This is a genomic window from Aequorivita sp. 609, assembly GCF_014212065.1.
In the GTDB taxonomy this organism is placed as follows: domain Bacteria; phylum Bacteroidota; class Bacteroidia; order Flavobacteriales; family Flavobacteriaceae; genus Aequorivita; species Aequorivita sinensis.
In genome coordinates this window covers 22,924-47,979 of the sequence record NZ_JACJVM010000036.1, presented here as the reverse complement: position 1 = coordinate 47,979, position 25,056 = coordinate 22,924, and the positions used below count along the sequence as shown (strand labels likewise).

Annotated in this window: 24 protein-coding genes; 19 read left to right on the top strand and 5 right to left on the bottom strand. The window is 35.3% G+C overall.

Annotated elements, in window-relative coordinates; translation table 11 throughout:
- Positions 1-43 precede the first annotated feature (43 nt).
- The 3 genes from H4O20_RS12295 to H4O20_RS12285 all read left to right on the top strand — a co-directional run bounded on the left by H4O20_RS12295 (position 44) and on the right by H4O20_RS12285 (position 3,539).
- Positions 44-415 carry a four helix bundle protein gene (locus H4O20_RS12295; protein WP_139856419.1) on the top strand — a complete coding sequence of 124 codons (372 nt, stop codon included), beginning with the start codon at positions 44-46 and terminating at the stop codon, positions 413-415.
- 89 nt (positions 416-504) lie between these two features.
- Positions 505-2,316: an acyl-CoA dehydrogenase family protein gene (locus H4O20_RS12290; protein ID WP_185099431.1), complete on the top strand. Its 1,812-nt coding sequence runs from the start codon at positions 505-507 to the stop codon at positions 2,314-2,316.
- 338 nt (positions 2,317-2,654) lie between these two features.
- Positions 2,655-3,539, top strand: a complete 885-nt coding sequence (locus H4O20_RS12285) for a hypothetical protein (RefSeq protein ID WP_185099430.1) — start codon at positions 2,655-2,657, stop codon at positions 3,537-3,539.
- A gap of 147 nt (positions 3,540-3,686) precedes the next feature.
- On the opposite strand, the gene H4O20_RS12280 is transcribed toward H4O20_RS12285, so the two are convergent.
- Complete coding sequence (locus tag H4O20_RS12280) at positions 3,687-4,229, bottom strand: Smr/MutS family protein (RefSeq protein ID WP_185099429.1); 543 nt, start codon at positions 4,227-4,229, stop codon at positions 3,687-3,689.
- A 294-nt stretch (positions 4,230-4,523) separates the two neighbouring features.
- Between H4O20_RS12280 and H4O20_RS12275 the strand changes: the two genes are divergently transcribed.
- From H4O20_RS12275 to H4O20_RS12265, 3 genes are all read left to right on the top strand, one after another.
- Entirely contained in the window at positions 4,524-6,467 is a 1,944-nt protein-coding gene (locus H4O20_RS12275) for a T9SS type A sorting domain-containing protein (protein ID WP_185099428.1), read from the top strand.
- Positions 6,468-6,479: 12 nt separating this feature from the next.
- Positions 6,480-6,776, top strand: coding sequence for a DUF2752 domain-containing protein (locus tag H4O20_RS12270; RefSeq protein ID WP_246051436.1), 297 nt, complete (start codon positions 6,480-6,482; stop codon positions 6,774-6,776).
- 63 nt (positions 6,777-6,839) lie between these two features.
- On the top strand, positions 6,840-7,160 hold the full coding sequence (locus H4O20_RS12265) for a CCC motif membrane protein (protein WP_139856608.1): 321 nt from the start codon (positions 6,840-6,842) through the stop codon (positions 7,158-7,160).
- A 309-nt stretch (positions 7,161-7,469) separates the two neighbouring features.
- On the opposite strand, the gene H4O20_RS12260 is transcribed toward H4O20_RS12265, so the two are convergent.
- Positions 7,470-9,509: a GEVED domain-containing protein gene (locus tag H4O20_RS12260; protein ID WP_185099427.1), complete on the bottom strand. Its 2,040-nt coding sequence runs from the start codon at positions 9,507-9,509 to the stop codon at positions 7,470-7,472.
- 493 nt (positions 9,510-10,002) lie between these two features.
- The gene (gene rocD, locus H4O20_RS12255; protein WP_185099426.1) at positions 10,003-11,247 is read right to left on the bottom strand and encodes an ornithine--oxo-acid transaminase; all 1,245 of its coding nucleotides are present in this window, start codon (positions 11,245-11,247) and stop codon (positions 10,003-10,005) included.
- A gap of 146 nt (positions 11,248-11,393) precedes the next feature.
- Between rocD and rlmD the strand changes: the two genes are divergently transcribed.
- The 10 genes from rlmD to upp all read left to right on the top strand — a co-directional run bounded on the left by rlmD (position 11,394) and on the right by upp (position 19,010).
- On the top strand, positions 11,394-12,803 hold the full coding sequence (gene rlmD / locus H4O20_RS12250; RefSeq protein ID WP_185099425.1) for a 23S rRNA (uracil(1939)-C(5))-methyltransferase RlmD: 1,410 nt from the start codon (positions 11,394-11,396) through the stop codon (positions 12,801-12,803).
- 103 nt (positions 12,804-12,906) lie between these two features.
- Positions 12,907-13,404: a DUF6452 family protein gene (locus H4O20_RS12245; RefSeq protein ID WP_185099424.1), complete on the top strand. Its 498-nt coding sequence runs from the start codon at positions 12,907-12,909 to the stop codon at positions 13,402-13,404.
- Positions 13,370-14,119, top strand: coding sequence for a DUF6048 family protein (locus H4O20_RS12240; RefSeq protein ID WP_185099423.1), 750 nt, complete (start codon positions 13,370-13,372; stop codon positions 14,117-14,119). The genes H4O20_RS12245 and H4O20_RS12240 overlap by 35 nt, the downstream gene beginning before the upstream one ends.
- Before the next feature lie 150 nt (positions 14,120-14,269).
- On the top strand, positions 14,270-14,620 hold the full coding sequence (locus H4O20_RS12235) for a hypothetical protein (protein WP_139856602.1): 351 nt from the start codon (positions 14,270-14,272) through the stop codon (positions 14,618-14,620).
- A 106-nt stretch (positions 14,621-14,726) separates the two neighbouring features.
- On the top strand, positions 14,727-15,128 hold the full coding sequence (locus H4O20_RS12230) for a DoxX family protein (protein WP_139856601.1): 402 nt from the start codon (positions 14,727-14,729) through the stop codon (positions 15,126-15,128).
- 2 nt (positions 15,129-15,130) lie between these two features.
- On the top strand, positions 15,131-15,550 hold the full coding sequence (locus tag H4O20_RS12225; protein WP_185099422.1) for a sulfur reduction protein DsrE: 420 nt from the start codon (positions 15,131-15,133) through the stop codon (positions 15,548-15,550).
- Between the two features lie 11 nt (positions 15,551-15,561).
- Positions 15,562-15,948, top strand: coding sequence for a DsrE family protein (locus H4O20_RS12220; RefSeq protein WP_185099421.1), 387 nt, complete (start codon positions 15,562-15,564; stop codon positions 15,946-15,948).
- Positions 15,949-15,958: 10 nt separating this feature from the next.
- Positions 15,959-17,614: a bifunctional UDP-sugar hydrolase/5'-nucleotidase gene (locus H4O20_RS12215; protein WP_260402678.1), complete on the top strand. Its 1,656-nt coding sequence runs from the start codon at positions 15,959-15,961 to the stop codon at positions 17,612-17,614.
- Between the two features lie 26 nt (positions 17,615-17,640).
- Complete coding sequence (locus tag H4O20_RS12210) at positions 17,641-18,237, top strand: TlpA disulfide reductase family protein (protein ID WP_139856597.1); 597 nt, start codon at positions 17,641-17,643, stop codon at positions 18,235-18,237.
- Positions 18,238-18,356: 119 nt separating this feature from the next.
- The gene (gene upp / locus H4O20_RS12205; RefSeq protein WP_185099420.1) at positions 18,357-19,010 is read left to right on the top strand and encodes a uracil phosphoribosyltransferase; all 654 of its coding nucleotides are present in this window, start codon (positions 18,357-18,359) and stop codon (positions 19,008-19,010) included.
- Between the two features lie 9 nt (positions 19,011-19,019).
- Here upp and H4O20_RS12200 read toward each other — a convergent pair whose 3' ends face one another.
- Together H4O20_RS12200 and H4O20_RS12195 are read right to left on the bottom strand one after the other, a co-directional pair.
- A complete protein-coding gene (locus H4O20_RS12200; RefSeq protein ID WP_185099419.1) occupies positions 19,020-19,601 on the bottom strand; it encodes a methyltransferase domain-containing protein in 582 nt (193 codons plus the stop codon).
- A gap of 3 nt (positions 19,602-19,604) precedes the next feature.
- On the bottom strand, positions 19,605-20,627 hold the full coding sequence (locus tag H4O20_RS12195) for a DUF3365 domain-containing protein (protein ID WP_185099418.1): 1,023 nt from the start codon (positions 20,625-20,627) through the stop codon (positions 19,605-19,607).
- A gap of 193 nt (positions 20,628-20,820) precedes the next feature.
- On the opposite strand from H4O20_RS12195, the gene hemN reads away from it, so the two are divergent.
- The 3 genes from hemN to nirK all read left to right on the top strand — a co-directional run bounded on the left by hemN (position 20,821) and on the right by nirK (position 25,047).
- Complete coding sequence (hemN, locus tag H4O20_RS12190) at positions 20,821-22,185, top strand: oxygen-independent coproporphyrinogen III oxidase (RefSeq protein WP_185099417.1); 1,365 nt, start codon at positions 20,821-20,823, stop codon at positions 22,183-22,185.
- Between the two features lie 90 nt (positions 22,186-22,275).
- Positions 22,276-23,553, top strand: a complete 1,278-nt coding sequence (locus H4O20_RS12185; protein ID WP_185099416.1) for an alginate export family protein — start codon at positions 22,276-22,278, stop codon at positions 23,551-23,553.
- A gap of 24 nt (positions 23,554-23,577) precedes the next feature.
- The gene (gene nirK / locus H4O20_RS12180; protein ID WP_139856592.1) at positions 23,578-25,047 is read left to right on the top strand and encodes a copper-containing nitrite reductase; all 1,470 of its coding nucleotides are present in this window, start codon (positions 23,578-23,580) and stop codon (positions 25,045-25,047) included.
- Positions 25,048-25,056: the final 9 nt, after the last annotated feature.

Below are 25,056 nucleotides of genomic sequence, written 5' to 3'. Positions count from 1 at the left end.
TAGGACTTAGGACGTAAGACTAAAACTTTAAAACCTATACAACATGGCAGCGAAGCATAATTTTAGAAAACTTACAATTTGGAAAGAAGGTATTGAATTAACAAAAGAAACTTATTCAACTACAGATACATTTCCAAAGTCCGAAACCTATTCTTTAACTAGTCAATTGCAAAGAGCAGCAGTTTCCATTCCTTCAAACATTGCGGAAGGAACTGCAAAAAGAACTGATAAACATTTTCTCCAATATTTGGATAATGCTCTAGGTTCGGCTTTCGAATGGGAAACTCAACTTATAATTGCGTTTGAAGTTGGTTATATTTCCAATGAAAGATTTAAACATTTGGAAATAAAAATTCAATCAATTCAAGGAATGATTACACGTTTTATGGAAAATTTAGAAAAGAATATTTCGTAAAATTTAATTTTAATATACACAAAAACATTATTGGTGACGGCAAGTCCTACGTCTTATGTCTTACCGTCCTAAGTCAAATCAAAACAAATATGAGCACAACAGAAAAAAACAACGACAACCTTCTCCGCGGCGGACAATTCATAGTTAAAGAAACAAAAGCTGAAGACGTCTTCACTCCTGAAGATTTTACTGAAGAGCAAAAAATGATGCGCGATTCTGTGAAAGAATTCGTAGATCGTGAAGTTTGGCCATTAAAAGAACGCTTTGAGCAACACGATTACGCCCTTACCGAAGAAATTATGCGTAAAGCTGGCGAAATGGGACTTCTAGGTGTAGCAGTTCCTGAAGAATACGGCGGACTGGGAATGGGATTCGTAACCACTATGTTAGTTTGCGACTATATTTCTGGAGCTAGTGGTTCAGTAGCAACAGCTTTTGGAGCCCATACAGGTATCGGAACTATGCCAATTACCCTTTACGGTACCGAAGAGCAAAAGAAAAAATACGTTCCTAAATTAGCTACTGGTGAGTGGTTTGGAGCTTATGCACTTACTGAGCCAGGTGCTGGTAGTGATGCAAACAGCGGAAAAACTAAAGCAGTTCTTTCAGAAGATGGAAAATACTACTCGATCTCAGGACAGAAAATGTGGATTTCGAATGCTGGATTCTGTAATACTTTTATTGTATTTGCGAGAATTGAAGACGACAAAAATATTACTGGATTTATCGTAGAAAACGATCCTTCAAACGGTATTTCACTAGGTGAAGAAGAAAAGAAATTAGGTATCCACTCCTCTTCTACTCGCCAAGTTTTCTTTAGTGAAACTAAAGTTCCTGTAGAAAACATGTTAGGCGAAAGAGGAGAAGGTTTCAAAATTGCGATGAATGCCTTAAACGTAGGTCGTATTAAACTTGCTGGTGCAGGACTTGACGGACAGCGTAGAGTTATTTCAAAAGCGGTAGAATACGCTAATGAAAGAATTCAGTTTGACGTGCCTATTTCATCGTTTGGAGCTATAAAACTTAAGTTAGCTGAAATGGCAACGAATGCATATGTAGACGAAAGTGCTTCGTATAGAGCTGCCAAAGATATCGAAGACAGAATTGCACTTCGTTTGGAGGCTGGAAATAGCCATCAAGAAGCTGAGCTTAAAGGTGTAGAAGAATACGCTATTGAGTGCTCAATCTTAAAAGTAGCTGTTTCAGAAGACATTCAAAACTGTACAGACGAAGGAATCCAGATTTATGGAGGAATGGGATACAGTGCAGATGCACCAATGGAATCGGCTTGGCGTGATGCTCGAATCACTCGTATTTACGAAGGAACAAACGAGATAAACAGAATGCTTTCGGTTGGAATGCTTGTGAAAAAAGCAATGAAAGGTCACGTAGATCTTTTAAACCCAGCCCAAGCAGTAGCTGACGAATTAATGGGAATCCCATCTTTCGACACTCCAGACTACTCTGAATTACTTTCAGAAGAAAAAGCAATGATTGCCAAATTGAAGAAAGTATTCTTAATGGTGGCAGGAAGTGCAGCTCAAAAATATGGAACTGAACTTGAAGAACACCAACAAACACTTATAGCTGCAGCAGATATCTTAATTGAAATCTATATGGCTGAAAGTGCAATTTTACGTACTGAAAAGAACGCAAAACGCTTTGGTGAAGACACTCAAAAAGAACAAATTGCAATGTCTCAGCTATACTTATATCACGCTGTAGATATTATTACTGTAAAAGCAAAAGAAGCAATTCTTTCTTTCTCTGAAGGTGATGAACAACGTGCAATGCTTATGGGACTTAAGAGATTTACTAAGTACCAAAACATGCCAAATATTGCTGAACTTAGAAAGACAATCTCTAATAAGGTAATTGCGGAGAACACATATCCGTTCTAAGTAGTTTTTTTATAATTAGGATTTTTAGAGGTCCTGGCAAGTTTTACTTGTCAGGATTTTTTTTGTTTAAAATTCATTTAAAAATTCCTATCTATTCTAACTATTAACTGAATAGGGTAACCTCTTATATTTATATTCTCAATTAATAAATCCTAATAGATATACCTTCACCCTGTTTTGACGTAAATTAGACAGCTATTTAAAGTAATGATTCATTATAATTACCATTCAATTTTTTTATCTTTATCGCTTTACTTGAATTAGTTGATTTTACATTAATATATTACAATTAATTCCGATAACTTACTGTTATTAAAAACGTTACCAAAACTCATAAAATGAATCGGTTTTTATTTCTTCTTATACTTTCTTCTATTTTTATTCAAAGTTGTGATGACGGTGATATAATTGTGAGGTCTTTTAACTTTGACAATGCAGAGCTTAAAACTTGCGGTGACGTAGGGAACTATGTGTTTTATAAAGTAAATCCAGATTCAAAAGAAAGCTTATCGCTTAAAATGGAAGTTTTAGATAGTCTTTATCGCGAGGAAGGAATCGTAAACTACACCCTTAACGGGACAACTATAGTAGTTGATTATAGAACCTACGACGCAGCACTAGGCAACAACTATTTTTGCAGTAGTATTCCTCCTACCTCACCAAATGTTACTGTAGAATATGTAGCGAGTTCTGGAACTGCGGTATTTACAACTACCTTTTTAATTGAAGACAACGACGGAGTGCCAAGAGAATTTGAGTTTGCTGGTGATACCGATGGCGATGGCTTAGACGATATGTACGATTTTGACGATGATGGCGACAATGTGCCAACAGTTTTTGAACTCAATTTAGAAGATGACGATGAAGATCCTTTTTCCAATCCAAAGGATACAGATGGAGATGGAGTTCCAGACTTTTTAGACAATGATGATGATAATGATGGAGTACTTACTCGTTTTGAAGATGAAAACTTAGATTTAGATCCGAGAAACGATATCACCGATCCTACTGTGGGTCCTGACTATTTAAACCCTGAAGTAGCTAACTCTTACGAAGTTTTTCAACATCAACCTCACGAATATCAAATTTTTAAAAGTGTTCAAATCACTCTAAAAGATTTGGTTTTAGTAAGAGGCGACGAACAAATTATAATTGAAACTCTAGACATGGGAACTATTGAAAATGTGGAGATTATAACCAAAACCGTAACCCCACAGCCCTAGTCTTCGATACATTTTTAAAGCAAACTTCACTGCAAGAGACAAGAGAAAAGAAAAGAGAGAAGAGAAAAAAGAAAAGAGAAGCGTCTAGAATCTAGAATCTCACATCTCAAGTCTAAAATCTCACCTCTCACGTCTACCCCACTACAATCAAACATTCTGATAAATATAAATCTCCGTTGCTCCTCTTCCGTATTTTTGGAAATCGGCATCGTAGTACTTTACGTTATCGTATTGTCTAAAAAGGTATTCGAGTTCGGTGCGAAGTACACCTGCGCCTACTCCGTGGATAAAGACTACTTTTTGGATTCTTTTTGAAATTGCAAACTCCAATTGTCTTTTTGCGGTATCCAACTGAATTGTAAGCATATCGTAATTATCCATCCCTTTTGTACTTGGAACGAGTTGATGAATATGAAGATCCACCTCCATGGCTGGAGCGTTGCGTTCTTTGGGTTTTACACGTTTTGTTTTCCCAGGTTTTTTCTGTTCCTTCTCCGAAATGATAGACAAAACATCCTTAGGAATTAAATCTTTTTTAGAAATCGAACCATCCAAAACAATAAGTTCATTTTTTTGGTATACAAGTTCGAATCCATCAGCAGTTTCAAGAGTTACCGTATTACCACGTAGGGCAGTAACAATACCTGAAATATTATCATCTAAAACCGAAACTTTATCTCCTATTTGCATTTAAGCTGGATGTATTTTTAAAAAAAACCGCAAAGTAATGCTACAATTTTCTTATCTTAACTACCTATAAACGAAAAAATTAGGCGTTTTGTAGTATTAGCGTAATTATATTGAATTTTCTTTTTAAATTTAACCTTTTAAAAGTGCCTTAATTTCCCCGCAGCAAAGGCTTTAAAAATGTAAAAATATGAAATGCGCTTTAACTATTTGCTATTCATACATAATAAATCGATTAGACAGGGAAATAAACTGTGTATCAAACTAAGGCAACAGTTTCATAAATAATTTTTCACGATGAAAAAACAACTACTCTTACTTTCATTCCTTTTAATAGCTACTGGGGTTTTTGCACAGTTAACAGTAAAACCAAATGGTTCTACTGACTCATATATTTATGTGAAAGACCAAATAGTATATGTTGAAAATGACATAAACCTTACTAAGAATCCCACTGATTCTGTTGAAGCAAGTATCTACTTACGCGATAACGGACAATTAATACAGGGCGGTACAACTTCTACCAATACAGGAGACGGTTTTCTTTCTGTAAAACAAGAGACAGAACCTACCAATACATTTGCATATTATTACTGGTGCTCTCCAGTAGGAAATCCAGCAGCTACAGACACCTATGCAGGAAATAACAAGCACTTTGGAATAAATAGCATTTACGAAGAGCAAGGGGATCCTTTAGGCACAAACGCTAGAATAAGTTATAATGTAGCTTCTAGAAATGGGTTTACAGACCCACGACTAACTATTTCAAGGCGTTGGATTTACACCCACCCCACCCCCGGTTCGGAGGCCGAGGGAAACTATATTAGAGTTAACGCTGATAATAGTGTTAGAGCAGGATTAGGTTTTACGATGAAAGGAGTAAACGACGGCTCTGATTTAGGAAATGCTATCACTGGACCTATAACTAACCATAAGCAAACTTATGAATTTAGAGGAATACCTAACAGTGGTAGTTTTATCGTTCCTGTAGCAGCACCCATTGATGGAGTACCACAAATGACTTTATCCGGAAATCCTTATGCTTCTGCATTAGATTTAAATCAGCTTTATTATGATACTGGAAATGAAGCATTAGGAGCATTTTGGTATTACGACGAAGATAGAGAAGAACCCTCACATTTATACACCGATAAACCTTTTGGTTATGGAGTTTGGACTCCAGGAGGTGAAGACACAGATGGAGATTTAGCTGACAACAACCCTGCAGGTAATTATGTTCAAGCATCTTTTTTCATTTGGAATGCAGCAGGAGGAAGTACGTCTACTGGCACTAACGGCACAACAATTAACCAAAAACGTTATGCACCAATCGGACAGGGAATTATGTTTGTTGGGCAAAGTGATGGGAATGTCACTATTAGAAATTCGCATAGAATATTTGTAAAGGAAGGAGCACCTGGTTCTGTATTTCAAAGACCTACAGATGATATTTCAATAAGTAACACAAGAGATATAGGCGAACTTACAGCTTCCTTACCTTCAGAGTTAGATACTCGTGACCCTCAAACTCGTATTTACGCTGTATTTGATGATGCGTTAACTAGAGATATGTTATTAGTATTTTCCGATCTAGCAACCGATGGGTACGACCGTGGTTATGATGGCTTGAGTCCTATGGGTGTAAATACCGATGCTTATTTCCCGATTGGCAACGATAGCGAGCGTTTACCTTATGTAATTAACGCAGTTAACTACAATGAAAACAAGCAAATTCCTATTAACTTCAAATTAAACAAGACTACCGAAATTAAGCTTTTAATTGCTGAGGAGGTTAAAAAGCCTTACGAGAAAATATTTTTATACGACCGTCAAGACAATTCATTTAGACGTATTGGAACACGCCTTACGTTTCCTTTCAGTTTAACTTTGGATGCAGGACATTACGACAACAGATTTTTCATTGTCTTTAAGAAAGCTGAATACCGCAATAATTCATCTACCGCTTCTATCGAAGATCAGGAAAAAATTATTGCTAGTGTAGCGATGTTCCAAAACAACCCACAAAAACAACTAGAAATCAGCAATCCTGAAGGCCATACAATCAAATCTGCCATTGTTTACGATATGAACGGGAAAATGGTAATTCAAAAGCAAAACTTAGGAACTAACAATAGCTATAATTTCTATACTGGAAACTTAAGTGATGGTGTGTATCTGGTAAAACTTACCACCAAAGACGATATTACAATAGATTATAAGGCGATAGTTCACAACAAGTAAAAAATGTTGTCTGTGTTAACAACCGGATTTGAAGACTACATGATTCCTTGTGTAAACAAGAAAATCTTTGGAGTGGAATGTTTAGGTTGTGGCATGCAGCGGTCATTTGTTCATGTTTTTACAGGTGAATTTGCTGCGGCCTTTAAAGTTTATCCTGCTATTTACACTATACTATTACTATTAGCAGTGATTTTTGTAAATTTTTTCGTGAAATTTAAATTCGATTATCAAATTAAGATTGGCCTTATCGTGCTGAACGCCATTGTAATGGTAGTTAGTTATTTTATTAAAATGAATCAATTTATCTAGCGAAAATATTATGGCTTGAAAAAAATTGGTATTTTTAAACAACCAACCAAAAACAAAAATTTTATGGAACAACAAAAATTACCCAATTCAACCTTAATTCTCGTATTCGGAATTATATCTATAGTCACTTGTTGCTGCTATGGACTAGGTCTAGTTTTCGGAATTGTAGCCATTGTAATGGCTGGCACTGCAACTAAGTTGTATATGGAAAATCCAGAACTTTACACCGGATATCAAAACGTAAAAACCGGAAAGATACTGTCGTATATAGGAATTGCGTTAAGTGTAATTTACCTAATATATGTTATCTATCTATTTTCAACTTTCGGAATGGAGGGTATTATGAATATGAACGAAGAACTTATGAAAGAATACGGAATGTAATCTTTCAAGCTAACCAATAAAGAAATGGCCGCGATGAAAATCGGGGCCGTTTTGATTTATAGTAAAACCTATTTGATCGCACTAGCAAACCTAAAAGGTTTTAGATTTTGATTTAGCATTCAAACCTGACAGGTTTTGGAAACCTGGTAGGTTTAATATTCTGCACCATTCCCCCCAGGTTTTAGAAACCTTAGTTTTCGTCAACAAACCTGACAGGTTCTAGAAACCTGTCAGGTTTAACCAACTACTATAAAAAAAGCCGCCCATTTAGGCGGCTTTTTCATTTTTATGCAATTATCTACTAATTGATTATTCCTTAAGAATTTTAAAATTTTCTATACTTCCATCTTCGAATGCTACACGGAAAATATAAGTTCCAGTTTGTAAGTTAGACAAGTCAACCAATCCGTTTTCAAGGTTTTCTTTTACCAATACTTGTTGGCCAAGAATATTTACAACTGACACAGAATTAATATCCTTGATAGTTGTAATCTTAACAACGCTACTCGTTGGGTTCGGGTAATAAGAAAATGCAGTAGCAGTCTGACTCTCGACACCTAATTCATCTTCAACTATAATGGTATAGTCTTCTCCTTGTCCATATAAGTATACATCACATGGGTCTGTAGGTGAAGTATCCCAATTTTTAATAACTCGCATAGTAGTTTCTCCAAGAACGGCATCGGTTGGAACTGTAATTGTTCCGGTGGTTTGTTGTCCATCGGTACCAGTAGAGTTATCTATATACCCAATTTCATACATTTCATCAGCTTCGAACTCACCATTCTGATTCCAATCTATCCATACAGTAAAATAGCAAAGAAAGCCATTAGTATTTCCTTCAAGTGCTATATCGTAAGATATTCCTTGAACCATTACCCCTTCAATATTTGTAAAATCTTCTAGCGCTGGCGAACCGTCGATTGCCGCACTTGAGGTATTATCAATATCTGAAAGTACAACACGCGTTATAGGTTCGATTGTATCAGAAATATCAAAGCAAATTGGATCTACAGCCACCACTACATCACAATGTAGTTTAAACACTCCGTGGTGAATTCCGCCATCATCATCTGGTAACCATGGCCCTAAAAACTCACTCATATGAATTACTTCTCCAAGTGTACCTGCCGAAGTCCCTTCCCAAAATGCCATAGGTGAATCAACTTCAGGTTGCATCCAATACGAAGTACCCGAAGCTCCACCATCAAAATTGAAATCAACTTCTACATAAATTGCATAAACTGTGTATCCGAAAGATGCACCTATTGGTACTTGAGCATAAGGGATAAGTCCAGTTTCAGAAGCTACTACTGTCGCCCCCGGCTTCCCGCCATCATCTTCATAAAAATTAAAATCTACAGATGAAACAGGATAGTTAGCAAATACATTAAATACAATAGAGCGAACATTTAGACTTTCATTTGCCTCCACATAAAAGTCGTCTGCACTTCTATAGCCGCTTTCTGCAGTAATATTAAATCCATTTTCAAAGCCGTTACTGTCATCGCCTTGATCACAGTCAATTCCGCTACCAGACCCACTAGCTTCACACTGACCTGAAAAAGTAATTACACCATGAATAGCTTCTCCAGAGTTTGAAGTCCAAGTAGCTCCTTCGTCATGAGAAAAATAAGATACATTAGGAGTATCGAAAATAGTCGAAGTTTCTAAAAAAGCATTTGGTCCAGTATATTCTATATTTATCCCCATCCAATAAACTGTGTCTCCTGAAGAAGAACCTTCAAATGTAATTGGGGAACCTAGTGTCCAAACACTTTCAATTTGATCATATGGTCCTAAACTACCAATAACACTTTGACTGTCTGGAACAGCTCCTAAGATAGAGGCACCAGGAATCTCTGTTCCAGGGCCATTGCCGCCAGTATCTTCATAGAAAAATATATCAGCAGAAATTATATCAATTCCAGGATTAAGAAGGAAGTTGATAGTCATTTCTTCTAAGGTAAAATCCACATCCTGCTCTACAACAAAGTCATTTGCATAAATGAGTAAGCTTACATTACCCCAACCATTCTCAGGGCCATTACTAGCCGTGCCTTGAGAACAAGCATCTAAAATTTTTTCATAAGAAAGATCAGTTGTACTAGTGACAAAATCTTCTAAAACATCTGCAGTTTTGTAATAAGAATTATGAACTGCCATCGATCTATTAATAGATTGATGAGTTATTTCGCTACTCGAATTCACAGCTTGACGCTTAGCTTTTACCGCTTCAATTTGCGCTAATGTTTTCGTTTCAATTTGAGCAGAAATGGGAGTTGACATCCCAAAGAGTAAGGTTAATGACAAAAGCCATGTTCCGTAGAGGGGTAATTTTTTTCTCATAAGTAAATAAATAAAGATTAATAAAATAAATGTCAGTAAGCCAAGGCGAACTGCTATTGTAATAAAACTACAAGTAATAACATATTGCTAATAGATAAGTTTAAAACTCTAATAAAGCTTGTTTTTTTACTTCATTTTTAACGATAATTTTGTTAAAACTTTCTAAACTTAACTATAATAATTAACAAATACCAAAAGTATTTCCTATCAATTTTATTTATCTACCTTGAGAAATAGTTAAGTGATTGAACATCAACATTGTTTCTACTTCCCTTTCAAACCTGACAGGTTTTGGATTTATAATTCATTACTAAAACCTGACAGGTTTTGGAAACCTGTCAGGTTTAGAACCATGTCCGACATTTGGTGTTACGTTATCAAGAAATCTAATCTCTCAAATTAACTCCATAAAAAAACGGCCTCGATGTATATCGAGACCGTTTTAGTTTATATGCTAAACCTAAGGTTTTAGTACCCTATTTTGGTTTTACTATTATTTTTCAAACTCTTTTAAAGTTTCAATAATAATTGAAACACAATCCAACAATTGCTCTTCGTTCATTACTAATGGCGGTGCAAAACGGATAATGTTTCCGTGAGTTGGCTTAGCTAGAAGTCCGTTATCACGAAGCTTTAAGCAGATATTCCAAGCCGTATCGCCATCTTCAGAATCGTTAATTACGATAGCATTAAGCAATCCTTTTCCGCGTACTAGCTTACAGATGTTACTGTTTTCAATAAACTTGTTTAATTCGTCACGGAATAGTTTTCCAAGTTTTTCAGCATTTTCGGCAAGGTTTTCTTCTTTTACAACTGTTAGCGCAGCCATTGCTACAGCAGCAGCTACAGGGTTTCCACCAAAAGTAGAACCGTGGTTTCCTGGCTGAATTACGCTCATAATTTCATCGTTTGCCAAAACAGCCGAAACTGGATAAGCTCCACCACTTAACGCTTTCCCTAAGATTAAAAGATCTGGTTTTACATTTTCGTGATCTACAGCTAAAAGTTTTCCTGTACGCGCAATTCCTGTTTGTACTTCATCTGCAATAAACAATACATTGTGCTTTTCGCATAGTGCTTTCGCCTTGCTTAAATATCCTTCTGAAGGTACATAAACTCCTGCTTCACCTTGAATTGGCTCTACTAAGAATCCAGCAATATTTTTATTGCTTTCTAAATGTTTTTCCAGTGCTTCAAGATTGTCGTATTCAATTTTTATAAATCCTTTAGTATAAGGACCGAAATTTTTACGAGCCACTGGGTCGTTACTGAAGGAAATAATAGTAGTTGTTCTTCCGTGGAAGTTGTTTTCACAAACTATAATTTCGGCTTCATTTTCATCGATGCCTTTCTTTTCATAAGCCCATTTTCTACAAATTTTTAAAGCTGTTTCCACTGCTTCGGCACCTGTATTCATCGGTAATAATTTGTCGAAGTTGAAATACTCACAAGCAAATTTTTCGTATTTACCTAGCATATCATTGTGAAATGCACGTGATGTAAGTGTAAGAGTTCTAGCCTGCTCGTCCATTGCACCAACAATTTTTGGGTGGCAATGTCCTTGGTTCACTGCAGAATAAGCCGAAAGAAAATCGTAGTATTTCTTGCCTTCTACATCCCAAACATAAACACCTTCTCCTTTGTTTAAAACTACTGGAAGTGGGTGGTAGTTATGGGCTCCATATTTGTTTTCTAATTCGATTGCTTTCTGTGAAGCTGATTGTTCTAAAACTGACATAAAATTGTAATATTTTGAAATAAAATAGATTTGATTCCTACTTAATGGAGAGAAATCATCCTTGGAGCGCAAATTACTAAATAATTACCACTTTTTTTAGTGCCTTAACAGGATTTAAACCTTACAATTGTGCTATTTTTGCGCCTATGGCGAGAAAAAATAAAAGGGTAATCCTTGAAAATTTAGAGGTGATAGACGCTGGCGCTAAAGGCAAAGCAGTTGCTAAGGCAGAGGACGGCAGAATTGTTTTTATTAACAATGCGGTTCCCGGCGATATTGTAAACGTGCAAACTACAAAAAAGAGAAAAGGCTTTTTTGAAGGTTCGGCAATTTCTTTTTCAAAATATTCTGAAAAAAGAGTTGAACCCATTTGTCCGCATTTCGGTACTTGTGGAGGTTGTAAGTGGCAAAATATGGGCTACGAACATCAGCTGTTTTACAAGCATAAAGAAGTGGAACAAAATCTTAAACGCATTGGCAAAATTGAACTTCCTGAATTTGAACCTATCTTAGGTTCAGAAAAACAATATTTCTATCGCAATAAAATGGAGTTTTCATTTAGTGATAGCAAATGGCTTACGCTAGATCAAATTAGAAGCGGCGAGGTAATAGAAAACCGAAATGCCTTAGGCTTCCATATTCCTGGTATGTGGGATAAGATATTAGATTTAGACAAGTGTTTTTTACAAGCCGACCCAAGTAATGCTATCCGAGATTTTGTTAAGGCAAAAGCAGAAGAATTAAATCTGACTTTCTTCAACACTAGAAACCAAGAAGGTTTTTTAAGAACCTTGATGATTCGTACTTCTTCAACGCAAGAAGTAATGGTCTTGATTCAGTTTTATTACGAGGATAAGGAAAATAGGGAGTTACTACTAAAAGCTATTGCTGAAGAATTCCCTCAAATTACTTCCCTTTTATACGTTATCAATTCAAAAGGAAACGATACGATTTACGATCAAGAAATTGGACTTTTCTACGGAAGAGATCACATTTTTGAAGAAATGGAAGGCTTAAAGTTTAAGATAAACGCAAAGTCTTTTTACCAAACGAATAGCGAACAGGCTTACGAGCTCTATAAAATTACTCGCGATTTTGCTGGTTTAAGCGGCAACGAATTGGTTTACGATTTATATACTGGAACAGGAACTATAGCGCAATTTGTCGCAAAAAAAGCTAAGAAAGTTGTTGGAGTTGAAGCTGTGCCTGATGCTATTGAAGCTGCAAAAGAAAACGCACTTTTAAATAAAATCGATAACGCCGAGTTTTATGTAGGCGATATGAAAAAGGTTTTCAATGAAGAGTTCATCAATACTCACGGAAAGCCAGACGTTGTAATTACCGACCCACCACGAGACGGAATGCACGCCGATGTTGTACAGCAGTTATTGAATTTAGAAGCGCAACGAATTGTATATGTAAGTTGTAATAGTGCAACTCAAGCTCGCGATTTGGCACTTTTAGATGAAAAGTATAAAGTAATTAAAGTACAGCCTGTAGATATGTTTCCGCAAACACATCACGTAGAAAATGTTGTACTTTTGGAAAAACGCTAATTAAAGTAGACGGAGGACAATTTCAATCTTAAGATGGCTATTTTGAATGTTTTAGCCTTAGATTCTATGTCAAAAAAGGTATTTAGGTCAATTTTAAAAAACTATGTTTAAAAGAATTATACTTCTCTTTCTTATAATTTATGCCTTTAAAGGGTGTACAAAAGATGATATCTGCCCACCAGATACAGCAACAACGTCTAATTTGGTGATAACGTTTAACGATATCGCAAACCCTACGGTGCTTAAGAAAGTTAATTTTTTGACTGTAAAAACAAATAATTCAGATTCCATCGAAGTTATTTCGCGAACTAGTACAGATTCTATAGTACTTCCACTTAATACAAACCGAGATACCACAAAATACCTTTTTATAAAAACCACAATTACTGAAACCGATACTATAGTAGACATTGACAAAATGATGTTTACTTATAGTAGAGAAAATGGCTACGTAAATCGTGCCTGTGGTTTTAGAACGGAATTCGATAATTTGATTTCTACTTTAGAAGAAGAAGGCAACGAGAATTGGATTGAACAAGTAATACCAAAACGAGAAACTGTAAAAGATGAAAATAGCGCTCACCTTACTTTGCTGCATTAGTCTATTTTGCGGCACTCAATCTATGGTGGCGCAGAAAAATAAAAATGCTAACGATACTATTCCGAAGATTGAAAAATACGGATTGCGTGTTGGAGCAGATTTATCTAAGCCTTTAAGAACTTTACTCGAAGACGGATATTCTGGCTTTGAAATTATAGGAGATTTTAGGGTTACGGATAAATTCTATGCAGCAACAGAATTAGGAAATGAAAAGAAAGATTGGGTAGAACCTTATGTATCTTCCAAAACCAGCGGTAGCTATGCCAAACTTGGGTTTGATTACAACGCATATGAAAATTGGCTTGGAATGGAAAACGCTATTACTATTGGATTACGCTACGGATTTTCAACATTTAAGCAGGAGTTAATTAGCTACAGAATCTATACCGACAATCCAGCATATCCCAACGAAACTATTTACGACCCTCAAGAATTTACAGGCTTAACAGCACATTGGGCAGAATTGATTGTAGGGATAAAAACCGAAGTGTTAAACAACCTCTACCTGTCTATAAACCTTCAACTAAAAAGAAAAGTAGCCGAAGACAAACCCAATAACTTCGACAATCTATACATACCAGGTTACAACAGAACCTATGATTATAGCGAATTTGGCGTAGGTTATGGATATTCTATTTCCTATTTAATTCCTATTTTCAAGAAAATAAAACTACAGAAGCTGAACGTAAGTAGTTTTTTTAGTTCAGAGTTATGAGTTGTGAGTTCAGAGTTTTGAGTTATGAGTTAAGAGTTATGAGTTATTTGGGTGGGGATTATAAAATTCCGTCGATTAATCTGAACTTTCACTAATCAATGTAACCTAAGTTACACTCTAATTATAAAGTATTATTTAGATTTGCTAGTAATGAAACCTAAAAACACAATAGCTTTTATCTTCGCCGGACTTATCTTGATGAGTATGGTTTTTAATAGTTATAGTGGTTTCGCGCATTTAGTTACAGATAATATCACGTTTGTAAAGCCTTATTGTAAAAACAAAACATCTACAGTTCCTGCTTCAAAAGCTGAAGTAATCGACTATCAGCACGAGCAACAGGGGCAAATATCACTTATATGTACATCATTTGTCGACTTTATAAACCCTGAATTCACCTTGGTTTACAGTGAAGACAATTATGAGAATTTCACTTTTAAAGAGTTCCTCAAATTAAACTTATTTGACGAACGAAACTACCTCCCTCCTCGCCTTTCATAATTATTTTCAGGCATTTTATTTTTTATCGATTTAGGAACACCCGATTTTATAGGTGAATAGATTTTGCTATCGATAAAACATCTTTCAATCTTTAACTTACATATTTATGAACCCAACTCTAACCGTTGGCAAGCGCTCTGTGCAGATATTACGCATTATGGTAAGCGGAATATTTTTAATGGCGGGAGCCAATCACTTAATTGAAATTGAAAAAACAGTAAACCGCATTCAGATGGCTAAATTCAAGGGATTTGCCGAGTTTTTTGGCAACCTTGAACTTTTAGTGATTCTATCAGGAATTGTAATGTTGGCGGCAGGGATTAGCTTTTTAATTGGCTTTAAAACCCGATGGGCTGCTATGGTTTTATTCGCTGTGCTTATCCCTATAACTATTACTATTCAGATAGGACAAGTAAACAGTCTAGGGCCACTTTTTAAAAATATAGCAATCGCTGGAGGCCTACTCTTTTTTATTTTAAACGACTTTAATAACAACAAAATACATTAACAATGAAAACACTTGTTTCAACTTTTATACTTTCTCTATTTATGTTAATGGGGAATATACAGCATACAATAGCTCAAGAAGCTGAAAAACAAAACTATGTAGTACTCACAAAAAAAGTACAACAACTCAAGCCAATTCTTTTGGCTGCAAAAGAACTTTCAAAAGAAGATGGAAAAAACTTCGGGAATTTTGAAATTATTGTTTGTGGAAAGGAAATTAGCAATTTAACCGATTTGGAAACAATGAAACCTCATCTTAAAGAAGCAAAAAAGATAGGTGCAAACATCGTAGCCTGTGGATTTTCATTAAAGAAATTTAATGTCGATCCTAAAAAGCTTCCGAAGAATATGGAAATAATAGATAATGGAATATTACACAACCTAAAGCTTCAGCAAAAAGGATATTTAAGCTTAGGACTTTAAAAATTTAATTTATGAAAAATATATTTATAGTACTTATCGCCTTAGTAAGCTTTAGCGTAACAGCGCAACAACAGCAAATTACTGATGATTTTGTGGTGCTCACTTCAAACCCTGAACAGCTAAAACCAATCTTACTCGCAGCCAAAGAATTAAATACCTCTGGAGACTTTAAAATCGTTCTTTACGGGGCGAATGTATCTCCAATAAAAACTGCTGACACTGAGGACAACCGAAAGCAGGCAATAAAGCAAAATGTGAGTCTGAATGTGTGCAAAATGTCTTTAGACCGTCTAAAAATCGACCCTAAAGATTTACCTAAAGAAGTGGAAGTTGTAGATAATGCCTTTTTAACGGCCTTCCAACTTCAGAAAAAAGGATATAAATTATTAAGCCTTTAAAATAACCAAAATGAAACCAAATCGAATTTATACATATATAGCTTTAATTATGGGTGTTGCAACTTTTATAGCTTGGAACAGCCCTAATTTTAACAAAAATCCCCAAGCAAAAAGCGATGCGCAAGACACTTTAAAAATCACAATTTTACAAACTGCAGATATTCACGGGCAATTAGATCCACATCCTGAGTTATTTTGGGAAAACAACGAGATTGTCTTTAAGAAGCGTGGCGGTTTAGCCCATATAAAAACGCTTTTTGACGAAGAAAGAAAGAAAAACCCTGGAAAAACCCTCATTGTAGATGGTGGCGATTTAATTCAAGGAAGTGGTTATGTGGCTTTCTCTGAGGGTGAAGTAATGTCCGATGTAATCAAAAACATGAATTACGATGTGTTAATTCCTGGAAATTGGGAAGTAATTTACGGCAAGCAAAAAATGCTTGAAGTTTATGAAAAGTTTGAAACCCCTACCATTGTTCAGAATATGAAACATGAAGACAGCAATGAAAATCTTTACCCTTCATATTTAGTAAAGGAAATTAATGGCGTTCGTCTTGGATTTATCGGCATAAACGACCCAGATGTTCCCATAAGACAGAACCCTATTTTCAGTAAAGGAATTAATTTTAGTCAGATAGACAACAGTGTAAAAAAATTTATAGACAAGGTAAAGGTTGATGAGAAAATTGATGTGATGTTTTTAGTTACGCATATCGGTATCTATAAGCAGGTAACTTTGGCCAATAGCCCAATTGCTGAAAACGTAGATTATATTCTAGGAAATGACACCCACGAACGCGTTAGGCAACCCATACAAGGTACATATGCAAAAGTTACAGAGCCGGGAGCATTTGGATCGTTTGTAGGAAAGCTAAACTTATATTTTGTAAATAATAAGTTGGTAAAAGACGATTATGAACTTATAGATGTAGATCCTGAAGTTTATAAAGCGGATCCTGAAATACAAGCTATAATAAACAAAAACAAAGCTCCGTATCAAGAAAACCTTGAAACTATTGTAGGGTACACCACTGAGCCATTATATCGATATCTTACAGTTGAAAATCCTATGGATAATTTAATAACCGACGCGGCACGATGGAAAACTGGCGCAGATATTTCAATTTCAAACGGGTTTAGATTTGGAAATCCTATCGTTCCAAAAGATGGTAAACCAGCAGCGATAACTCGTGCCAACCTTTGGAACCTAATGCCTGTTAACGAACCCGTAAAAACAGGGAAAGCTACAGGGAAGCAAATTAAAATGTGGTTGGAAAAAGAGATGCATAACGCTTTTGCACAAAATGCTACAGAACGATTTGGCGGATGGCTAGTACGATTTTCAGGAATGAAAGTTGAGTTTAACAGTCAGAATGATAAAAATGAACGAATAATATCTATTGAAGTAAATGGCGAGCCACTTGATGAAAATAGATATTACACAATTTCTGCATGCGAACGTCCTGGAGATCCAGACCACGTACTGTGTAGAATGCCTAATGTAATTGATGTTGAAACTAAGGATTATACCATTCACGAAGTAGTTGAAGAATATTTAAAGCTTCACTCCCCTATTTCGCCAAAAATGGACGGTCGAGCATATTGTGAGTATTTGGGTGTGAATTCGTTTTCTACAGTGCCAGGTACAGATTACATTTTTAAATAAAAAACAACTTTTTAAAAAAATTGAATATGAACAAAAAAATAAAGAAAAACTTAATCGAATACGGAGTATTCGCTGTAGTGATACTCGGAATTTATTTTTCTGGAATTCACACTGAAATTATCGGTTTTGCACAACGTGGATTATTAGCTACAGGCGCAATGAATCCAGATATTGAAAAAGTAGAAGAAGATATTACAGAAAATGGTCCTACAGCAACAAAAGCCGATTTCAATTTACAGTTGATAAATTCTAAAGGGGAAAAGGTTTCTATGGAACAATTTCGTGGGAAAGTGATATTTATAAACCTTTGGGCTACTTGGTGTCCGCCATGTGTAGCAGAAATGCCTAGCATAAACAAAATGTACAACGACATCGATAAGGATAAAGTTGAAGTGCTCATGATTTCTTTTGATCGTAAGTTTGAAAAGGCGATAGATTATAAAAAGAGAAACAATTTTGACTTTGAAGTTTATGCACCAATAGCGGCAATGCCAAGAATGTATGAGTCACAAAGTATCCCTACTACATATATTATAAATTCAAAAGGAGAATTGGTGTTTACTCACAAAGGAATGGCCGATTACGATAGACAGGATTTTAAAGACTTCTTGAAAAGCCTTTAAAACATTCACTATTCATACATTTTAAAAGACCATCCGCATAAAAGTAGATGGTCTTTTTCTTAGATTAGTATCTTTGTTTTTTTGAGATGCTTTATCTTAGTACACATATCTAAATTATTATGATAATAAACGATTTCAGTAAAGAGAATTCTTTAATCAGTAAATACATTTTTGAGCTTCGCGATATTTCGATTCAGAAAGATTCAATGCGTTTTAGAAGAAATATAGAGCGCATTGGTGAAATTATGAGCTATGAGATTAGTAAAACCTTAAACTATGAAACTGTTAAAGTCACTACTCCACTAGGTGAAAAGGAAGTATATGTTCCTGACAACAAAATAGTATTATGCTCAATTTTACGTGCCGGACTTCCGCTTCACAATGGAGTTTTAAATTATTTCGATTCGGTTGAAAACGCTTTTATTTCTGCTTACAGAGAACATCCAAATGATGATGATGACTTTGAAGTTATCGTTAGTTATCTAGCTTCACCTTCTATAGAAGGAAAAACATTGATACTTGTAGATCCTATGCTTGCAACAGGAAAAACATTGGAAAATGTATTGGAAGCTTTAAAAAATCACGGAAAACCTAAGCAAATACACATACTATCTGTTATAGGTGCTAAACCAGGGATTGAATACGTTGAAAAAATTTTCCCCGCAGATACACATTTATGGATAGCTGCTGTAGATGACCGTTTAGACAGTCGTGGATATATTATTCCAGGCTTAGGTGACGCAGGAGATTTAGCTTATGGCGAAAAGCTATAAAGTTTAAAATTACTTTTTCTGCAACTTAATAAACAGTTCGTTTCCTTCTCTAGGAGGGATAGAATTGTAAGCCATTTCCATTTTATCGATTACAAACTTATCTTCAAACAAAGGAATATACTCATCCTTATTTCCACCAAATGGTGGTTCATCACTGTTCAATGGAATATTAAAAAGCAATCCCACTATTTTTCCATTAGGCTTCAGCAAATCGTATGCTTTATCGACGTATCGATTCCTTAAAATGGGCTCTAACGCACAGAAAAATGTTTGTTCTAATATTAGATCGAACGAATCGTTTAAATCAAAGAAATCTGTGTGTAGTAAATTTTCTTTTGGAAATGATGGAATGCGCTCAGCCAAATTGTTAAGTGGGATTGAAGAAATGTCTGCTATATAAACATTTCTAAAGCCATTTTCAAATAAGTATTCCGCCTCATAACTATTCCCTCCGCCGGGAATCAATATTTTTAAATTTTTATCGGTAAGCTGATCGATATAATCTTCCATCGGGGTGGAAACATAACCTATATCCCAACCTGTTTTACCTTGTTTATAGCGTTCATCCCAATACGATTGATTGTTATTCATATTTTAATTATTAAAGTTTATACTCCAGATACCGCGCACCTCATTTTCGGAATAACCTGTGGCCATATCTAAAGGATATAGTTGTTTTATTTTAGCTAATGTAATAGTTTCTAATTCTTTTCCTGGAGAACCATGGCATTGTAGGCACATAGCATTAGTAACAATTGGTAAATAAAATTTTGTATTGTTACCTTTTTTCACAAGTATAGGCTCAACCTCTCTCCCCGTTGCAATTTGAGTCTTAAATTGATTAATAAATTCTAGTTCTTGTGAATTTGCTGTGTTTTTAGGGTTTCTCGGTTTATCTGTTACGCGCTTTATCGTTGCATTGTGTACTGTTGCCATACTATCTGTAATAGGCATAGCTTGCACGTTACAAAAATTTAAGGCTTCTATTACGCCATTTTTTTGTATTTGTCCCATGAGATTTTTGCCTAACTCGGCTTTAGTGGTTTGCGATATTTGCATACCTTTCTCTTTGGAAGAATGTTGTTCAATTGTATTGTTTTTTCCTATTCCTTTTTTCTTCCCTTTCCCCCTACTATTTCCTTTTTTACCTTTCATTTTTGGTCGGTCACCGTGCATTTTTTTATAATGATTATCGAACCACACTGGTTCTTCTATATCATTCTCAAATATATAATCGGCAATATGCCTGATAGTTTGTTCTGGATAAAATTGATAGGGCATTAAACCAAATTTTTTAACGGCACCAGGCATTTTCGATTTCGCTACTGAAGGTTCTTTAGCCCAATCTAGCATTGTATCTACAAATTCTTCTTTGGTGGTTTCTTCAGAAATATAATGCATTTTTACAGCTATCATTGGGGGAGCAATGATATCCTTCTCTGCAGTTTTTGGATTGTGGCAAACATTACAATAATTTTCCATTAACTTCTTTCCTGGGTGTTCCTGTTTAGCAATACCTTCCACAGGATTATTCTGTGCTATTTCCGAGTAGTTGGCTCGATTATTTTTACAAGCCGACAATAAAATTATAACAAAAAATAATAATGAAAATTTCATAACTTATGGTTTTGTTGAGATAAAGATAAAGCTAAAATTAAAACAATAGATTAACACATATTGTAACAAAAGTTACGTAAAATTATTTATTTACATGCTGAAAGATAAGATGTTTAAAAAAAATAAAAACTGACATTAATCATTTAGTAAACAAACAAACAGCTCTAATTTTGAACCCAAAATAAAATTAGATATGACTTCCAATTTAGTTTCAAAGTACAATGTTCCTGGTCCTAGATACACAAGTTATCCAACTGTTCCGTATTGGAATGAGGCTAACTTCTCCTTAAAAGAATGGAAGAAAAATGTATCACAAAGTTTTTCTGAAAGCAATTCGAAAGAAGGAATAAGTGTGTATATACACCTACCCTTTTGTGAAAGCTTGTGTACTTTTTGTGGATGTAATAAACGCATCACCAAAAATCACGCTGTTGAAACACCATATTTAGAATCTGTTTTAAAGGAATGGCGACTTTACCTTGAGCTATTTGATGAGAGACCAATTATTAAGGAATTACATTTAGGAGGAGGAACACCTACTTTTTTTTCAGCAGAAAACTTAAAAATTCTAATTAGAGGTATTTTTCGAGATGCAACAATGGCAGAGAATCCATCTTTCAGCTTTGAAGGTCATCCAAACAACACCAAAGGCGATCATTTACAAACTCTTTACGACTGTGGTTTTACAAGAGTAAGCTATGGGGTTCAAGATTATAATCCAACTGTTCAAGTGGCGATAAACAGACTTCAACCCTTTATAAACGTAAAACGAGTAACCGAAACTGCTCGGGAAATTGGTTATACATCGGTAGGACACGATATTATATTTGGACTCCCATTTCAAAAAAAAGAGCACGTAATTTATTCTATAGAAAAAACAAAAGAGCTAATGCCAGACCGTATAGCTTTTTACAGCTATGCTCACGTGCCATGGATAAAGGGAAATGGCCAACGAGGTTTTAAAGAAGAAGATTTACCTACTCCAGCCGAAAAAAGAGATATGTATGAAACTGGTAAGAAAATGCTAGAAGAAGCTGGATATATTGAAATAGGCATGGATCATTTCGCTTTAAAATCGGATAGCTTATACAAAGCAGTGAAAGAAAAAGAATTGCATAGAAATTTTATGGGGTATACAGAAAGCAAAACTCAGCTAATGGTTGGGCTTGGAGTTTCTGCCATTGGTGATAGCTGGTACAGTTTTGCCCAAAATGCTAAAAACGTAGAGGAATACCAACATTTGGTTGAGCAAGGAATTCTTCCAGTATATCGAGGTCATATGTTAAATGAAGAAGATCTAATTATTAGAAAACACATTTTAAATATGATGTGCAGATTAGAAACTTCTTGGGAAGACACTTCACTTCAATTTCCAGAATTACCAGAAGTACTCAGTAATTTAAAAGAAATGGAAGCTGATGGTTTGTTAGAAATTGGCGCTAAAGAACTATATATAACAGAAAAAGGTCGTCCTTTTGTACGTAATATCTGCATGGCATTTGACGTGCTATTGCAACGAAATCAGCCAGATAGGCAACTGTTTTCGATGACTGTTTAAAGTAGTTATTAATAAGGCTTTTGTGACAACCGTCATATTTCTTTTTATTTTATATTCAGACATTTGTGTCAGAAAATAATTTTATCGGTTATGAGTTTTGCTAAGAAGCTATTATTTGTTTTCCTGATGTTAGGGGTTGTCAATGTTTATTCGCAATTCACTTTAGATGCAGAGCTACGTCCTAGATTTGAGCTTAGACATGGTTATAAAACACTTTACCCAAACAATGTTAATCCTGCGGCCTTTGTTTCACAACGTACGCGATTAAACTTTGAATTTAAAACTGAAAAACTTCATCTGTATTTAAGTCCGCAAGATGTGCGAGTTTGGGGAGATGTGCCACAACTCAATGTAGCAGACAATAATGGCTTTTCACTACATCAAGCATGGGCAGAAATACTTTTGATTAAAGATTTTAATTTTAAAATTGGACGTCAGGAGATAGTGTACGACGATCAGCGTTTCTTTGGAAATGTTGGCTGGGCACAGCAAGGAAGAAGCCACGACGCTGCAATTCTAAAATTTGAACCAAGCTATTTTAAACTTCATTTTGGTGCAGCTTATAATCAGGACAATGAAAGCCTTACTGGAAACATACTTACAGTAAATACCTATAAAAGCCTTCAATATATTTGGGTAAATAAGAATTGGGAAAGGCTATCAGCAAGTTTTCTATTTTTAAACAACGGACTTCAATATATTGATGCAATAGATGCGTTTAAAAATGACACTCGATACAGCCAAACTGCTGGAATGCACTTAAAAGCTAGTATTGATAACTTGAATTTTTCTTCAAATCTCTACTATCAATTTGGTAAAGATGTATCCGATAATGATTTAAGCGCATATTTATTTTCATTAGAAGCGAATTATGCTGCAACTTCAAATCTAAATCTAGGATTAGGAAGCGAGTTACAGAGTGGAAATGATTATGGTGCGCCAGCAAATGGGGAAAATAAAGCCTTTACTCCTCTTTATGGTACAAATCATAAGTTTAATGGGCTAATGGATTATTATTATGTAGGAAACCACATAAATAATGTAGGACTTTTAGACATCTACGGAAATGTAAAGTACAAGCTAAATACTAAAACAAGTTTCAATTTAGCACTTCATCAATTTTATGCCGCAGCAGCCATAAATAACTATGTTTCAAATAATTTAGGATTTGAATTGGATTTGTTAACTTCGTATGAATTGAATGAATTTGTTGGATTAAAACTTGGTTACTCTCAATACTTCGCAACAAAAGGCACCGAAAGTGTAAAAAACAACTTTGATGGCAATTCAAATTATTGGGCTTGGGCAATGGTAACAATAAATCCTACACTGTTCACTTGGAATAAAAATGAAACAACCAAATTATAAATCAACCTTTTAAAACCAACTATTATGACAATTAATTTTAAGAAAAAAAATGTAGTAAAACTGCTGCTAGGCTTTGGAGCAGCGGCCTTTTTAACTGGATGTGTTAACGACCAATCTAGCAAAACCTATGAAAATGCTTTAGATATTCCGGTAAGCCAAGAAATGGTAGCAGAACTTACCGATCCACCATTTGTTCCTACTCCAGTAGGAAAACGTAAAGCTAAAAAGCTAATCGTCGATCTTGAAATTCAAGAAAGAGAAGGCGAGATGGTAAACGGTGTAAAATACGTTTATTGGACGTTTGGGGGTACTGTACCAGGAAGTTTTATTAGAACTCGTGTAGGTGACGAAATTGAATTTAAACTAAAAAATCACCCAGACAATAAGCTTCCTCACAACATCGACCTTCATGCAGTGAATGGTCCAGGAGGTGGAGCAGAATCTTCATTTGTTGCTCCAGGTCACGAGAAAATCTTTTCATTTAAAACCCTCAACCCGGGATTATATGTTTACCATTGTGCGACCGCTCCTGTAGGGATGCATATTGCAAACGGTATGTACGGGTTAATTTTAGTTGAGCCAGAAGGTGGTTTAGAACCTGTAGACAGAGAGTATTACATAATGCAGGGTGACTTCTACACCGAAGGAAAGTACGGTGAACGTGGTTTACAAGCATTCGATATGCAGAAAGCAATTGATGAAAAAGCAGATTATGTAGTGTTTAACGGTCACGTAGGAGCAATGACAGGAGATAACGCATTAACTGCAAAAGTAGGCGAAACTATTCGTTTATTTGTAGGTAATGGGGGGCCTAACCTTGTCTCTTCATTTCACGTAATTGGAGAAATTTTTGACAGAGTTCATGTTGAAGGTGGAGATTTAATAAACGACAATGTTCAAACTACATTAATTCCTGCAGGAGGAGCAGCAATTGTTGAATTTAAAGTAGATGTTCCAGGTTCATTTATATTGGTAGATCACTCTATTTTTAGAGCATTCAACAAAGGAGCACTTGCCGTATTAAACGTTGAAGGTGAAGAAAACGAAAAAGTTTTTGCTGGGGAGATCTACGAAGGAATTTATCTTCCAGAAGGTAGTGTAATTCAATCGATGCCTAGTTTAGGTAAGAAAGATGATAAAAAAGAAGAAGTTAAGGCATTGAGTTTCGAGGAAAAAATGAAGTTTGGTAAAGATAAATATATGGCTACTTGTGTTGCTTGTCACCAAGCAAACGGTCAGGGTATCGAGGGTGCCTTCCCTCCTTTAGCTAATGCAGACTACCTAAACGCAGATGTAGATCGCGCAATTGATATCGTATTAAATGGTAAGTCTGGTGAAATTACTGTAAACGGTAAAAAATACAATAGTGTAATGACCGCTCAGGCTCTTAGTGATGAAGATGTTGCAAATGTGATGACATATGTATATAACAGCTGGGGCAATAACAAGACAGATGTAACCCCAGAAATGGTAAAAGCTGTAAGAAATAGATAATAAATTTAT